The organism is Klebsiella sp. SYXHC3 (assembly GCF_057196925.1).
Map to the genome: position 1 here is coordinate 397499 of NZ_JBXUNG010000004.1, position 13633 is coordinate 411131.

16 protein-coding genes are annotated in these 13633 nt (G+C 58.0%); 9 read left to right on the forward strand and 7 right to left on the reverse strand.

From position 1 onward, the window contains the following. Window positions 1-31 precede the first annotated feature (31 nt). On the reverse strand, window positions 32-892 hold the full coding sequence (rsmI, locus tag AC2CGP_RS13780) for a 16S rRNA (cytidine(1402)-2'-O)-methyltransferase (protein WP_042897916.1): 861 nt from the start codon (window positions 890-892) through the stop codon (window positions 32-34). A gap of 63 nt (window positions 893-955) precedes the next feature. On the opposite strand from rsmI, the gene AC2CGP_RS13785 reads away from it, so the two are divergent. The 4 genes from AC2CGP_RS13785 to dolP are packed head-to-tail and all read left to right on the forward strand — an operon-like array spanning window position 956 to window position 4603. Next, entirely contained in the window at window positions 956-3058 is a 2103-nt protein-coding gene (locus AC2CGP_RS13785) for a penicillin-binding protein activator (RefSeq protein ID WP_126027634.1), read from the forward strand. Further along, window positions 3016-3402, forward strand: coding sequence for a YraN family protein (locus AC2CGP_RS13790; protein ID WP_015703589.1), 387 nt, complete (start codon window positions 3016-3018; stop codon window positions 3400-3402). The genes AC2CGP_RS13785 and AC2CGP_RS13790 overlap by 43 nt, the downstream gene beginning before the upstream one ends. Window positions 3403-3427: 25 nt before the next feature. Next, window positions 3428-4018 (forward strand): DnaA initiator-associating protein DiaA, encoded by a 591-nt coding sequence (gene diaA / locus AC2CGP_RS13795; RefSeq protein WP_015369544.1) that lies wholly within the window; start codon window positions 3428-3430, stop codon window positions 4016-4018. A 9-nt stretch (window positions 4019-4027) separates the two neighbouring features. Further along, window positions 4028-4603 (forward strand): division/outer membrane stress-associated lipid-binding lipoprotein, encoded by a 576-nt coding sequence (dolP, locus tag AC2CGP_RS13800; RefSeq protein ID WP_015369543.1) that lies wholly within the window; start codon window positions 4028-4030, stop codon window positions 4601-4603. Between the two features lie 267 nt (window positions 4604-4870). Here the strand turns inward: dolP and AC2CGP_RS13805 are convergent, their stop codons facing one another. Together AC2CGP_RS13805 and AC2CGP_RS13810 are read right to left on the reverse strand one after the other, a co-directional pair. Next, window positions 4871-5914, reverse strand: a complete 1044-nt coding sequence (locus AC2CGP_RS13805) for a permease (RefSeq protein ID WP_126027635.1) — start codon at window positions 5912-5914, stop codon at window positions 4871-4873. Between the two features lie 72 nt (window positions 5915-5986). Beyond that, window positions 5987-6652: an NAD(P)H-binding protein gene (locus AC2CGP_RS13810; protein ID WP_475702436.1), complete on the reverse strand. Its 666-nt coding sequence runs from the start codon at window positions 6650-6652 to the stop codon at window positions 5987-5989. Between the two features lie 95 nt (window positions 6653-6747). Between AC2CGP_RS13810 and AC2CGP_RS13815 the strand changes: the two genes are divergently transcribed. After that, complete coding sequence (locus tag AC2CGP_RS13815) at window positions 6748-7266, forward strand: type 1 glutamine amidotransferase domain-containing protein (protein ID WP_015703592.1); 519 nt, start codon at window positions 6748-6750, stop codon at window positions 7264-7266. Here AC2CGP_RS13815 and AC2CGP_RS13820 read toward each other — a convergent pair. Then, window positions 7246-7689, reverse strand: coding sequence for a YhbP family protein (locus tag AC2CGP_RS13820; protein ID WP_015369539.1), 444 nt, complete (start codon window positions 7687-7689; stop codon window positions 7246-7248). The genes AC2CGP_RS13815 and AC2CGP_RS13820 overlap by 21 nt on opposite strands. Before the next feature lie 49 nt (window positions 7690-7738). On the opposite strand from AC2CGP_RS13820, the gene AC2CGP_RS13825 reads away from it, so the two are divergent. Next, a complete protein-coding gene (locus tag AC2CGP_RS13825; protein WP_026612209.1) occupies window positions 7739-8029 on the forward strand; it encodes a GIY-YIG nuclease family protein in 291 nt (96 codons plus the stop codon). Here AC2CGP_RS13825 and AC2CGP_RS13830 read toward each other — a convergent pair. Further along, complete coding sequence (locus AC2CGP_RS13830; RefSeq protein WP_015703593.1) at window positions 8016-8519, reverse strand: GNAT family N-acetyltransferase; 504 nt, start codon at window positions 8517-8519, stop codon at window positions 8016-8018. The two genes, AC2CGP_RS13825 and AC2CGP_RS13830, sit on opposite strands and share 14 nt — an antisense overlap. After that, window positions 8513-9037 (reverse strand): ubiquinone anaerobic biosynthesis accessory factor UbiT, encoded by a 525-nt coding sequence (ubiT, locus tag AC2CGP_RS13835; protein WP_015369536.1) that lies wholly within the window; start codon window positions 9035-9037, stop codon window positions 8513-8515. Before ubiT ends, AC2CGP_RS13830 begins: the two co-directional genes overlap by 7 nt. Before the next feature lie 221 nt (window positions 9038-9258). Between ubiT and ubiU the strand changes: the two genes are divergently transcribed. From ubiU to AC2CGP_RS13850, 3 genes are all read left to right on the forward strand, one after another. Continuing rightward, complete coding sequence (ubiU, locus tag AC2CGP_RS13840) at window positions 9259-10254, forward strand: ubiquinone anaerobic biosynthesis protein UbiU (RefSeq protein ID WP_126027636.1); 996 nt, start codon at window positions 9259-9261, stop codon at window positions 10252-10254. 5 nt (window positions 10255-10259) lie between these two features. After that, window positions 10260-11138: a U32 family peptidase gene (locus tag AC2CGP_RS13845; protein WP_015369534.1), complete on the forward strand. Its 879-nt coding sequence runs from the start codon at window positions 10260-10262 to the stop codon at window positions 11136-11138. 88 nt (window positions 11139-11226) lie between these two features. Then, window positions 11227-12234, forward strand: coding sequence for a luciferase-like monooxygenase (locus tag AC2CGP_RS13850; RefSeq protein ID WP_475702435.1), 1008 nt, complete (start codon window positions 11227-11229; stop codon window positions 12232-12234). 44 nt (window positions 12235-12278) lie between these two features. On the opposite strand, the gene mtr is transcribed toward AC2CGP_RS13850, so the two are convergent. Then, window positions 12279-13523 carry a tryptophan permease gene (gene mtr / locus AC2CGP_RS13855; protein ID WP_015369532.1) on the reverse strand — a complete coding sequence of 415 codons (1245 nt, stop codon included), beginning with the start codon at window positions 13521-13523 and terminating at the stop codon, window positions 12279-12281. Window positions 13524-13633 lie beyond the last annotated feature (110 nt).

Genomic DNA, 13633 nt, shown 5'->3' on the forward strand with positions numbered 1-13633 from the left:
AGCCGCGCCCGGTTACCCCCGGGCGCAGTGATTATCCCTGCTGCTCCAGCGCGTATTTATACAGCGCATTCTTTTTCACGCCGTGGATTTCCGCGGCCAGCGCGGCGGCTTTCTTCAGCGGCAGTTCCGCCTGCAGCAGCGCCAGAGTCCGCAGCGCGGCTGCCGGCAGCGCCTCTTCCTGGGCCTTAAAACCTTCGACGATCAGCACCATCTCGCCTTTGCGGCGATTTTCGTCTTCCTTCACCCATGCCACCAACTCGCTAATCGGCGCGCCGTGGATAGACTCCCAGGTTTTGGTCAGCTCGCGCGCCAACACCACGTAGCGGGATTCGCCCAGAACCGCGCAGATATCTTCCAGGCTCTCCACCAGGCGGTGCGTTGACTCATAGAAGATGAGAGTGCGCGGTTCTTCTTCCAGCGCCTTCAGGGTATCGCGGCGGCCTTTCGATTTCGCCGGCAGGAAACCTTCATAGCAGAAACGATCGGACGGCAAACCGGCGGCGCTCAGAGCGGCAATCGCTGCACAAGGACCCGGCAGCGGCACGACGCGGATATTGGCTTCACGGCAGGTGCGCACCAGATGGTAGCCGGGATCGTTAATCAGCGGCGTGCCGGCATCGGACACCAGCGCGATGTTCTGCCCCTCTTTTAATTTCGCTAAAAGTGTTTCGGCCTTTTGCTGCTCGTTATGGTCGTGAAGGGCAAATAAACGGGCGTTAATCGCAAAATGCTGCAGCAGCAAACCGGTATGACGGGTATCCTCAGCAGCAATTAAATCAACAGCTTGCAACACTTCCAGTGCGCGCTGCGTGATATCAGACAGATTCCCTATCGGAGTGGGCACAATATACAGTTGCCCCTGAGAATTATCCGCTGATTCGTGTTGTTTCATTGTCTCGTCCGTATTGCCGATTTAATATTGAGCATTGAGCCAAAAAAATATCACTGGATACATATGGTACCGTCAACATTTCTTCGTTCTAAGCCCGCGCGCTGTCTGCCCGTATTGCTGGCGACTCTTCTTTTTGCTGGCTGCGGCACCCACACGCAGGATCAAAGCACGGCGTTTATGCAGGGTACGTCGCAGGCCAACTCCAGTTTCTACCTACAGCAGATGCAGCAAAGCACGAATGATAGCAAGACCAACTGGCAATTACTCGCCATTCGTGCACTGCTGCAGGAAGGTAAGAAGCAGCAGGCTATCGACCTGTACAACCAACTGCCGTCGAACCTGAACAGCACGCAGGCCCGCGAACAGTCGCTGCTGGCGGTGGAAGTCAAACTGGCGCAAGGCGATTACCAGGGCGCGAAGGCATTGCTGAGCAAACTCGATCCTCTCAGTTTTGAAAAAAATCAGCAGCCGCGCTACTGGCAGGCGCAAATTGACGCCAGCCAGGGGCAGCCCTCTCTGTCCCTGCTGCGCGCGCTGATTGCCCAGCAGCCCCTACTAAGCCAGGCGAAGCAAAAACAACAAAATATCGACGCCACGTGGAAAGCGCTGACGGCGATGACTCCGCAGCAGGCCAACGCACTGGTGATTAATGCCGACGAAAACGTGCTGCAGGGCTGGTTGGATCTGCAGCGGATGTGGTTCGACAACCGTAACGATCCGGCAATGCTGAAAGCGGGCGTCAAAGACTGGCAAATCCGTTATCCGCAGAACCCGGGGGCGCAGATGCTGCCCACTGCGCTGGTGAATATGCAAAACTATAAACCGGCCTCGACCAATAAAATCGCCCTGCTGCTGCCTCTGAACGGCCAGGCGGCGATTTTCGGCCGCACTATCCAGCAGGGTTTTGAAGCGGCGAAGAATGGCGCCCCAGCGGTCCAGGGCAGCGCAGTGCCGGCGCAGGTCGCCCAGGCGGCGAATGTTGCCGGCAATAATGATGTGGTGAGCCCTTCGCAGGCGGAAGTCGGCGATCTCGCCGCCACCGGCAGCCAGGCCGATCCGGTGCAGGCGCCAGCGGAAACGCAGGCCGCGCCTGCCGCAAAACCAGCAGCCGCTCCGCTACCCGCCCCGGTTGCCGCAACGCCGGCAGCACAACCGGCAGCACAACCGGTGAACGCGCCAGCCGTGCAGCCGCAGCCCGAGGTAGCGACCACCAATCCTGCTGCTGAGCTGAAAATTTACGATACCACCAGCCAGCCGATGAGCCAGCTTCTGGCGCAGGTACAGCAGGACGGCGCCACCATCGTGGTTGGCCCGCTGTTGAAAGAAAACGTCGAAGAGGTGATGAAAAGCAACACCTCGCTGAACGTGCTCGCCCTTAACCAGCCGGGCAAAGTCGAGAACCGTCCGAACCTGTGCTACTTCGCGCTCTCCCCGGAAGATGAAGCCCGCGACGCAGCGCGTCATATTCACGATCAGGGCAAGCAAACGCCGTTACTACTGGTGCCGCGCGGCGCGCTTGGCGACCGCGTGGTCAGCGCTTTCGCCGACGAGTGGCTGAAACTGGGCGGCGGTACGGTGCTGCAGCAACGTCTGGGATCGACGGCGGAGCTGAAATCCGGCGTCAACGGCGGCGGCATCTCGCTGACCGGCAGCCCGGTATCGACGCTGCCCTCATCTGTAGATAGCTCGCTCGGCAGCCCAAGCGACGTTCCGGTCAGCAGCGGCGGCAGCATCGATGCCGCCTATATCGTCGCCACCCCGGAACAAATTGGTTATATCAAGCCGCTGATCGCGATGCGCAACGGCAGCCAGAGCAACGTCACCCTGTACGCCAGTTCCCGTAGCGCCCAGGGCACCTCCGGCCCGGATTTCCGTCTGGAGATGGAAGGCCTGCAATATAGCGAAATCCCGATGCTGGCCGGCAGTAACCCGGCGCTGATGCAGCAGGCGCTCTCCGCGGTGCGTAACGACTACTCGCTGGCGCGGCTGTACGCAATGGGCGCCGACGCCTGGTCGCTGGCGAATCATTTCGCGCAAATGCGCCAGAGCCCAGGTTACGAGCTGAACGGCAATACGGGCGATCTGACGGCTACGCCGGACTGCGTGATTAACAGGAAGTTATCATGGCTCAAGTACCAACAGGGACAAATCGTCGCAGCCAACTAAGTAAACAGACCGGCGACGCCTGGGAAAGCCAGGCGCGTCGGTGGTTAGAACGGCATGGACTGCGTTTTATCGCCGCCAACGCCCGCGAGCGCGGCGGCGAGATCGACCTTATTATGCGCGACGGCGCGGTTATCGTGTTCGTCGAAGTGCGCTACCGGCGCAACGCCAGCTACGGCGATGCCGCCGCCAGCGTCACGCCGCAAAAGCAACAACGCCTTCTCAAGGCCGCTCGCCTGTGGCTCTCCCGACAGAATGGGAGTTTTGATACTGTGGATTGCCGTTTCGATGTGGTAGCCTTCACCGGCAACGACATCCAATGGCTGAAAAACGCCTTTGGCGAATAGCGTATTATCAGATTTAAGGGATCCCGTGCTCGACAGAATTAAAGCCTGCTTTACCGAAAGCATTCAAACCCAAATCGCCGCCGCGGAAGCGCTCCCGGACGCCATCTCGCGCGCGGCTATGACGCTCGTTCAGTCGCTGCTTAACGGCAACAAAATCCTCTGTTGTGGTAATGGCACCTCCGCCGCCAACGCACAGCATTTTGCTGCCAGCATGATCAATCGTTTCGAAACAGAGCGCCCTGGTTTACCCGCCATTGCACTAAATACCGATAATGTGGTCTTAACCGCAATCGCCAACGATCGCCTGCATGATGAAATCTATGCTAAACAGGTGCGCGCGCTGGGACACGCCGGCGACGTACTGCTGGCGATTTCTACGCGCGGCAATAGCCGGGATATCGTGAAAGCCGTGGAAGCGGCGGTCACCCGCGATATGACTATCGTGGCGTTAACCGGTTACGACGGCGGCGAGCTGGCTGGCCTGTTAGGTCAGCAGGACGTTGAAATCCGCATTCCTTCACACCGCAGCGCGCGGATCCAGGAAATGCACATGCTCACCGTCAATTGTCTGTGCGATTTGATTGATAACACGCTTTTTCCACACCAGGACGAATAAGGAGAACACATGAAGGCTCTCTCGCCCCTCGCCATCCTGCTTTCTGCGCTACTGCTACAGGGCTGCGTCGCCGCAGCGGTAGTCGGTACGGCAGCCGTCGGCACCAAAGCGGCAACGGACCCACGTACGGTCGGTACGCAGGTTGATGACAGCACCCTGGAGCTACGCGTTAACAGCGCCTTAGGGAAAGATGAACAGATTAAGAAAGAAGCGCGTATTAACGTCACCGCTTATCAGGGCAAGGTCCTGCTGACCGGCCAGTCGCCGACCGCCGATCTCTCCTCACGCGCCAAACAAATCGCGATGGGGGTTGAAGGGACTACCGAAGTCTTCAATGAAGTGCGTCAAGGCCAGCCGATTGGCTTAGGCACCGCGTCGTCGGATACCTGGATCACCACCAAAGTTCGTTCCCAACTGCTGGGCAGCGATCAGGTGAAGTCTTCCAATGTGAAAGTGACGACCGAAAATAGCGAAGTGTTCCTGATGGGCCTTGTCACCGACCGCGAAGGCCGCGCGGCGGCGGATATCGCCAGCCGGGTTAGCGGCGTGAGCCGCGTCACCACCGCGTTTACCTATATTAAATAAACGCCCTGTATCCGTTGTAGATACTGTTATCGGTTGGCAACTTTTTTAAGGGGTTTTCCCGGACGCGGCGCGTTGCGCCTTCTCCGGGCTACCAAATCGCAAAGCGCTGTAGCCCCGGTAAGCGACAGCGCCACCGGGGGGATTTTGAGGCCACCAACACCGGCAGTATAAATTAACGACAGTCCGCACGGACCGTAGGCCGGGTAAGGCGTAGCCGCCACCCGGCACAAAATCCGGCGCCGGGGCCACAGCCCCGCTCCGGATAAATTACACCAGCGCCAGCGCGCCGACGATCGCCCCGCACAACGCCACCAGCCCGCCGGTTAGCCACAGCGCTTTAGCCGGAAACGCCTTACGCAACATAACCAGCGACGGCACGCTCACCGCCGGCAACGTAATCAGCAGCGCCAGCGCCGGCGCGGTGCCCATCCCAGCCAGCATCATCGTCTGCACAATCGGGATTTCCGCCGCCGTCGGGATAACGAACAGGCAACCGGCTATCGCCATTGCGATCACCCAGAACAGCGTGTTATCGACCGCGCCCTCGGCGTGCGGGAACAGCCAGACCCGCGCCGCGCCCAGTACCAGCACCGCGAGGATGTAAACCGGGATCGTACTCCAGAACAGCGACCACAGCGCGCGTAGCCAGCGGCTGATAAAACTGCCCTCATCGCGCTGCAGTTGGCTAACGTCTTCTGCCGCTACCGGCTGCGTCGCCGCCTCTTTTACCCATTTTTGCACCAGCGTCGCCACCACCAGCACCGTCGCCAGCCCGGCCACCAGCCGGATCAGAGCAAACTGCCAGCCGAGCACGAAACCCATAAAGACCAGCGTTGCCGGGTTCAGCAGCGGGTTGCCCATCCAGAACGCCAGCGCTCCGCCCATCGACACCTGCTGTTTACGCATACCGGCGGCGACCGGCGCGGCGCAGCAGGTACACATCATCCCCGGCAGCGAAAAAATCGCTCCCAGCAACGTGCCCTGAAAACGAGATTGCCCAAGCGTCCTCTGCAGCCAGTCGCGTGGGATCAACACCTGAATAAGCGAACCAAGCAGCACGCCGAGCACCGCCGCTTTCCAGACCGCGAGGAAATAAACCATCGCGTAATCCCATGCCGCCTGCAACGGGTTTACATCAGCCTGCGCGAGAATAGATTTACCGATACTGTGGGTTTCGGCGGCCGTAAAGGCTTTACCGTAATACGGCTGCCATTTGACGTACCACAGACCAACGATAACGACGAGAAAGAACAGCGCGGGTTTCCACCATTGAAATGGTGATGCCGCCTGAGATGAAGACTGACCAGCCATAGCATTCCCCAGGGAGAAGTGATAACAAATAAGGAGGTGAATACTACGCCTGCCGTCCAAATTTGAAAATGGTTAATCCGCCTGCCGGGCAGCGCGCTCCCGTAGCTGAGACGAGGTCAGGATTTGGACGCCTTCATGGCTCGGCGCCAGCGCCTCCGCGAGCAGGGCAGTCGCTACATCGCGGGCCTGAATAGCTTTCCAGTCTCCAGGCAGAAAACGAAATAGCGGTGCAAAGAGCGTTTCATTGGCGCGTTTATGCTCCCGATCCCCCAGCAACATCGAAGGACGGGCAATGGTCAGCCGCGGCCAGTCCTGCGCCATCAGCGCCTCTTCCATTTCTCCTTTCACGCGGTTATAGAAGAAGGGCGAATGCGCATTAGCGCCCATCGCGCTGACCACCAGCATATGTTGCGCTCCGAGACGCTTCCCGACCAGCGCCGTATCTACCACCAGCGTATAGTCAGCATGCACAAACGCTTCTTTACTCCCCGCTTCCCGGCGCGTGGTGCCCAGGCAGCAGAAAACGATATCGACAGGATCAACCACCTGCGCCAGTGCATCGGTCAACTGCGGATCGTGTGGATTGAATACCCCCTCCGCCACAGCAAGGGGACGGCGCGTTGGCGCAGTAATCGCGCTAATGCCCGGCTCATTCTGTAGCAGGCGAAGTAAGTGCCCACCAACCAAACCAGTCGCGCCGGTTAGTAATACCTGACTGCAGAATTGTCTGCCTTGCACTTTGCCCCACATATTCCAGGCTTAATAGCTTACGAGGTAAGTATCCACCATCATCATGGAAATGCCTCATTCACTGCCAAAAGATCGGAGGAAGAATGAGTAAAAAGATTGCCGTACTAATCACCGACGACTTCGAAGATTCTGAATTCACCTCACCTGCCGAGGCCTTTAAACTTGCCGGGCATCAGGTCGTGACGATTGAGAAACAGGCAGGAAAAACGGTAAAAGGGAAACAAGGCGAGGCTGAAGTGGCGATCGACAAAGCAATAGATGACGTGACGCCGGCGCAGTTTGACGCGTTGTTGCTGCCTGGCGGCTATTCACCGGACCAGTTGCGGGGTGATGAGCGCTTCGTCACTTTTACTCGCGACTTCGTGAATAGCGGTAAGCCGGTCTTTGCCATCTGCCACGGCCCGCAGCTACTCATCAGCGCAGATGTCATTCGCGGGCGTAAACTCACGGCGGTTAAACCTATCGTGGTCGACGTAAAAAACGCCGGCGGTGAGTTTTACGATCAGGAAGTGGTGCTTGATAACGATCAGTTAGTCACCAGCCGAACCCCAGACGATCTGCCGGCGTTCAATCGCGAGGCGCTACGCCTGCTCGGGGCTTGAGTCGCGCAGCCAATATAGCTTTTTGCCAAAACCCAGCGTGTTGTCGGTAAATTTAAGCTCGTCGGGACGGATCTCCCACACCGGCGCCGACAGCATGCGGGCGACCGGGAAGCGCTTGACGTAGCGCTTGCGCATTTCAGCCTCTTCGTCACCGTGAAGGCGGCGGATCTCACCCTTAAACTGCACGCCGCGGATCAAGGCAACGGTCTTTGGCTGGCCGTTAACCGTCCCGGCAACCTTCGCGTGTTCGCCGGTCATCTGGCCGTGGCGGGTTTTTTCGTCGCTCAGCAGATAAAAGGCGACGTTATCCGGGTCGTAAACGTAAAACGCATTGGCGCACCACAGCTCGTCATCACGCGCGACGCACCAGGTGATGACGTGCTGTTTACCCAGCCAGCGGCTAATCGCGGCAAGCGTATCCATCTTTATTCTCCATTATGCTATGGTGCACACACCCTAACAGACTGACGTTATTACCGTGTGCTGGTTTCTCTATCTTATTCGAACCGCTGATAACCGCCTGTATACCGGCATTACCACCGATGTTCCGCGCCGCTTTCTTCAGCATCAGGAAGGCAAAGGAGCGAAAGCGCTGCGCGGCAAAGGCGAACTGGCGCTGGCGTTTAGTCAGAAAGTTGGTGACCACTCACTCGCTCTGCGGCTGGAGTATCGCATCAAGCAGCTAACGAAGCGCCAGAAAGAGCGCCTCGTTGCCGGGGATGGTTCGTTCGAGACCCTGCTGGAGGGGCTCAGAAGCGATTGAAATGATCGCTGTACTCGACCAGACCGTGTACGCCCTGCAGCGCGTCATCCGCCAGGCGATGTACCTGGAAGGCTTCAGCGGTGTCCGGCCAACGGCAGCGTAAATCGAACGCGGCGGCGGGTTCAAAGCCCAAACGGCCATACAGCGCCGGTTCGCCCAGCGTGACCACCGCGGCGTAGCCAAACTCATTTAATGAATCCAGCCCTTCGTAGACCAGCTGTCGGCCAATACCCTGGCCGCGATAGCTTTCATCTACCGCCAATGGCGCCAGACCGACCCACTGCAGCTCTTCGCCTTCGACGGTGACCGGGCTGAAGGCGACGTAGCCAACTACCTGGCCTTCATCGTCAGTGGCGACTAAGCCCAGCGTGATCAAACCATCTTCACGCAGATCGTGCACCAGCTTCGCTTCCGCGTCGCTGCCGAACGTACGGCGCAGCAGCGCGTCGATACCCGGCGCATCAATCCCAATTTCCACTCGAATCAGCATGCCTCACCTACCGATGTCTGTTCAGGTTTCTGCGGGCTCTTCAGGCCTGCTTCGACAAAATCCGCCATCTGCAGCAGCATGACGCGCAGTGCTTTCGGCATCTGCTCCAGCTCGATGGCATCCATCAGGTTCTTCACGTATAGACCCAGCTCGGTATCACCTTCAATCACCAGACGACGCTGGAAGAATAGCGTATCCGGATCCTGTTTACGCGCGGCAATCATCAACAGATCGCTGGCATCGGCGCTAAAGCTGACGTCGGCGTCAGCCTGCTGGCTGACCACCAGGCGACCGTCGACTACCGAGGTATACCACAGCAGGCCAATATCGCGCACATTAATACTTAACCAGCGACCTTCGAGAAACTCCAGTTCTCCATCCGCCAGCGCCTGGCGAAATTGCCAGCTCAATACTTGTTCCAGCACCTGGCGCTTGAGGGCAAAAGGCGCCAGCTTAACCGGCACGCTCATTAAAGACGGGCCAAAACGGACCAGCCGGGAACGCAGTTCATCCAACACAAGCTTCACTCCATGCATGCAATAGTTTCGCTATTGTGCCATATCAAATAAACGACATAGCGGCGTAAATCAACAAAATCGCGATGATGGCCGCCAGCTATTGAGCCCACCAATACGCTTTTAACTGCCTCAAATCAAAAATTGTCACCAGAAGGTTAACTAAAATCCCAGCTCGTTAACCATTTTGCGTCCCTGACCGGCCGCGTTTTTCAGGAAAAATTATGGAGCTGCTCTGCCCCGCCGGTAACATCCCGGCACTTAAGGCGGCCATCGAAAACGGCGCCGATGCCGTCTATATCGGGCTGAAAGATGACACCAATGCCCGCCACTTTGCCGGCCTTAATTTCACCGAAAAGAAATTACAGGAAGCCGTCAGCTTTGTGCACCAGCATCGCCGCAAGCTACATATCGCGATTAACACCTTCGCCCATCCCGACGGTTATGCCCGTTGGCAGCGTGCTGTGGATATGGCCGCGCAATTGGGCGCCGACGCGCTCATCCTCGCCGATATCGCCATGCTGGAGTACGCTGCGGAACGCTATCCGCACATTGAACGTCACGTTTCAGTGCAGGCGTCCGCCACTAACGAAGAGGCGATACGTTTTTATCACCGCAACTTTGACGTCGCCCGCGTCGTACTACCGCGGGTGTTATCCATTCACCAGGTGAAACAGTTAGCGCGCGCCACGCCGGTTCCACTGGAAGTCTTCGCCTTCGGTAGCTTATGCATCATGGCGGAAGGCCGCTGCTATCTCTCGTCGTATCTCACCGGCGAATCGCCAAATACCGTCGGCGCCTGTTCGCCCGCGCGCTTCGTCCGCTGGCAGCAAACGCCGCAGGGGCTGGAGTCACGCCTTAACGAAGTGCTGATCGATCGCTATCAGGATGGCGAGAATGCCGGTTATCCGACGCTGTGCAAAGGCCGCTACCTGGTCGACGGCGAGCGCTACCACGCGCTGGAAGAACCCACCAGCCTCAACACCCTGGAACTGTTGCCAGAACTGATGGCCGCCAATATCGCTTCGGTAAAAATTGAAGGCCGCCAGCGCAGCCCGGCATACGTCACCCAGGTAGCGAAAGTCTGGCGTCAGGCGATCGATCGCTGTAAAGCCGATCCGCAGAACTTCGTGCCGCAATCTGCATGGATGGAAACCCTTGGTTCGATGTCCGAAGGAACGCAAACCACCCTTGGCGCCTATCACCGTAAATGGCAGTGAGAAACATGAAATATTCATTAGGGCCGGTGCTGTACTACTGGCCAAAAGAGACGCTGGCAGATTTTTACCAGCAGGCGGCAAACTGTAGCGCTGACACCATTTATCTGGGCGAAGCGGTATGCAGCAAGCGCCGCGCGACCAAAGTCGGCGATTGGATCGAAATGGCGAAAGCGTTGGCCGGTAGCGGCAAGCAGGTGGTGCTCTCCACCCTCGCGCTGGTGCAGGCCTCATCCGAACTGGGCGAGCTGAAGCGCTATGTCGAGAACGGCGAATTCCTGATTGAAGCCAGCGACCTCGGCGTGGTCAATCTCTGTGCCGAACGCAAGCTGCCCTTCGTCGCCGGTCATGCGCTGAACTGCTACAACGCCGTCACCCTGCGCCTGCTGCTGAAGCAGGGCATGGTGCGCTGGTGCATGCCGGTGGAGCTTTCCCGCGACTGGCTGGCTAATTTACTGACTCAGTGCGAAGAGCTGGGTATTCGCAACCAGTTTGAAGTCGAAGTGCTGAGCTACGGCCATCTGCCGCTGGCCTATTCCGCGCGCTGCTTTACCGCCCGCTCGGAAGACCGGCCAAAAGACGAATGCGAAACCTGCTGCATCAAGTACCCAACCGGGCGCAGCATGCTGTCGCAGGAGAACCAGCAGGTGTTTGTGCTTAACGGCATTCAGACGATGAGCGGCTACGTCTATAACCTTGGCAACGAGTTAACCTCGATGCACGGTCTGGTGGATATGGTGCGCCTGTCGCCGATGGGCAGCGAGACCTTCGCCATGCTCGACGCCTTCCGCGCCAACGAAAATGGCGCTGCGCCGCTGGATCTCACCGCTAACAGCGATTGCAACGGCTACTGGAAACGGCTGGCCGGGCTGGAGCTGCAGGCGTAAGGTGAAGCGTAAAAGCTCACTTTGTTAACAACGGTTATTAATTTTTAATGCACTATTAAAAGATTCACCGTCGACAAAGTGAGCTGTTATGACTGATAAAACCATTCCGTTCTCGGTGCTCGATCTGGCGCCGATCCCGCAGGGATCTTCTGCTAAAGAAGCCTTTTCCCATTCTCTTGCTCTCGCCCAACTGGCGGAATCCCGCGGCTACCACCGTTACTGGCTGGCGGAGCATCATAATATGGTGGGCATTGCCAGCGCGGCGACCTCGGTGTTGATTGGCTATCTTGCCGCCAATACCACCACCCTGCATCTGGGATCCGGAGGCGTAATGTTGCCAAACCACTCGCCGCTGGTGATCGCCGAACAGTTCGGCACCCTGAATACGCTGTATCCCGGACGTATCGATCTCGGCCTTGGCCGCGCGCCGGGCAGCGATCAGCCGACCATGCGCGCGCTGCGTCGCCATATGAGCGGCGATGTCGATAATTTCCCGCGCGATGTGGCGGAGTTGGTGGACTGGTTTGACGCCCGCGAGGCTAATCCGCAGGTGCGCCCGGTTCCCGGCTATGGCGAACGAATTCCGGTGTGGCTGCTGGGCTCAAGCCTATACAGCGCGCAGCTGGCGGCGCAGCTTGGTCTGCCGTTTGCCTTCGCCTCTCACTTCGCGCCGGACATGCTATTCCAGGCGCTGCATCTGTACCGCAGCAACTTCAAACCTTCGGCGCGGCTCGAAAAACCGTACGCGATGGTATGTATCAATATTATCGCCGCCGATAGTAATCGCGATGCGGAGTTCCTCTTTACCTCGATGCAGCAGGCCTTCGTTAAGCTGCGCCGCGGCGAAACCGGGCAGTTGCCGCCGCCGGTGGAAAATATGCATCAACTGTGGTCAGCGTCCGAGCAGTATGGTGTACAGCAAGCATTGAGCATGTCGTTGGTTGGCGATAAGACCAAAGTTCGCCATGGGTTAGCGTCGATTCTTCGCGAAACGGAAGCGGACGAAATCATGGTTAACGGCCAGATCTTCGACCACCAGGCACGCCTGCATTCGTTTGATTTAGCGAGGCAGGTGAAAGAGGAATTGTTAGGTTAGCGACGTGGTAAGCCCGGTGCGCGTCACGCCACCGGGCAATGCGGTTATTGATAAACCGGCAACAGATTAAAGCTCGACAGGAAATGCACCACCGCGTTGCCAAGCCCGAACAACAGGATCAGCGCAATCATCGGTTTTCCGCCCCAAACGCGGAACTGTGGGCTGCCGAAGCGTTTACGCGAAGCGCGAGCCAGCAGCGCCGGCACAATCGCCGCCCATACCGTAGCCGCCAGGCCGGCATAGCCGATGGCGTAAAGGAAACCATCTGGTTTCACCAGCCCACCGATCATCGGCGGGATAAAGGTCAACAGCGCGGTTTTAAAGCGTCCCATCGCGCTATCGTCAAAGCCAAACAGATCAGCGAGATAATCGAACAGCCCCAGCGTCACGCCGAGGAAGGAACTGGCGACGGCAAAGTTGGAGAACACCACCAGCAGCAGATCCAGACCGCGGCTATTCAGCACGCCGCTCAGCGCCTGCACCAGCACATCAATGTTACCGCCCTTCTGGGCGATACCGATAAACTGCGGACGAGGGATATTCCCCATCGTCACCAGCAACCAGACCACATACAGACCCAGCGCCAGTAGCGTACCGTAAATCAGACAGCGGGTAATGGTGCGCGGATCCTTACCATAATATTTCATCAGGCTCGGCACGTTACCGTGATAGCCAAACGAGGCCAGGCAGAACGGCAGCGTCATCAGCAGGTATGGCGCATAGGAGGCATTCTTCTCCACGACGTTAAACAGCGTCGTCGGCTCAACGTGCCCCAGCAGGCTGCCGAAGGTCAGGAAGAAGGTAATCACCTTAGCGCCCAGTACGATAGCCGTCATGCGGCTCACCGCTTTCGTGCTCATCCAGACGATAAAGGCCACCAGCAGTGCAAAGCCGAAGCCCGCCGCGCGCGCCGGTACGTTCAGCGACATTTCACTGAAGGTGTGGTGCAGGATCGAACCGCTCGCCGAAATATAGGCGTAGGTCAGGATATACAGCACAAAGGCGATCGACACGCCGTTCACCAGGTTCCAGCCTTTGCCGAGCAGGTCTTTGGTAATGGTGTCGAAACTGGAGCCAATCCGGTAATTAAGGTTGGCTTCCAGAATCATCAAACCGGAGTGCAGCATGCAGAACCAGGTAAAAACCAACGCCGCCAGCGACCAGAAAAACCACGCGCCGGACATGACCACCGGCAGCGAGAACATGCCCGCGCCAATAATTGTGCCGCCGATAATCACCACGCCGCCAAATAAAGACGGTCGGGTGGCCGTAGTGGTTAGTGTCGCCATTTGCCGAAATCTCCAGTCGAAAATACTTCGCTCACGTTGAGCATGACGCACTGTACCAGTACACGAGTACAAAAGAAATAAAAAAAGCCCCAATCATGACGATCGGGGCT

Excerpts from the sequence above, each read along its gene's own strand:
- rsmI (WP_042897916.1), bottom strand. The coding sequence starts at position 892 with ATGAAACAACACGAATCAGCGGATAATTCTCAGGGGCAACTGTATATT.
- AC2CGP_RS13785 (WP_126027634.1), top strand. The coding sequence starts at position 956 with ATGGTACCGTCAACATTTCTTCGTTCTAAGCCCGCGCGCTGTCTGCCC.
- AC2CGP_RS13790 (WP_015703589.1), top strand. The coding sequence starts at position 3,016 with ATGGCTCAAGTACCAACAGGGACAAATCGTCGCAGCCAACTAAGTAAA.
- dolP (WP_015369543.1), top strand. The coding sequence starts at position 4,028 with ATGAAGGCTCTCTCGCCCCTCGCCATCCTGCTTTCTGCGCTACTGCTA.
- AC2CGP_RS13805 (WP_126027635.1), bottom strand. The coding sequence starts at position 5,914 with ATGGCTGGTCAGTCTTCATCTCAGGCGGCATCACCATTTCAATGGTGG.
- AC2CGP_RS13815 (WP_015703592.1), top strand. The coding sequence starts at position 6,748 with ATGAGTAAAAAGATTGCCGTACTAATCACCGACGACTTCGAAGATTCT.
- AC2CGP_RS13820 (WP_015369539.1), bottom strand. The coding sequence starts at position 7,689 with ATGGATACGCTTGCCGCGATTAGCCGCTGGCTGGGTAAACAGCACGTC.
- AC2CGP_RS13830 (WP_015703593.1), bottom strand. The coding sequence starts at position 8,519 with ATGCTGATTCGAGTGGAAATTGGGATTGATGCGCCGGGTATCGACGCG.
- ubiU (WP_126027636.1), top strand. The coding sequence starts at position 9,259 with ATGGAGCTGCTCTGCCCCGCCGGTAACATCCCGGCACTTAAGGCGGCC.
- AC2CGP_RS13845 (WP_015369534.1), top strand. The coding sequence starts at position 10,260 with ATGAAATATTCATTAGGGCCGGTGCTGTACTACTGGCCAAAAGAGACG.
- AC2CGP_RS13850 (WP_475702435.1), top strand. The coding sequence starts at position 11,227 with ATGACTGATAAAACCATTCCGTTCTCGGTGCTCGATCTGGCGCCGATC.
- mtr (WP_015369532.1), bottom strand. The coding sequence starts at position 13,523 with ATGGCGACACTAACCACTACGGCCACCCGACCGTCTTTATTTGGCGGC.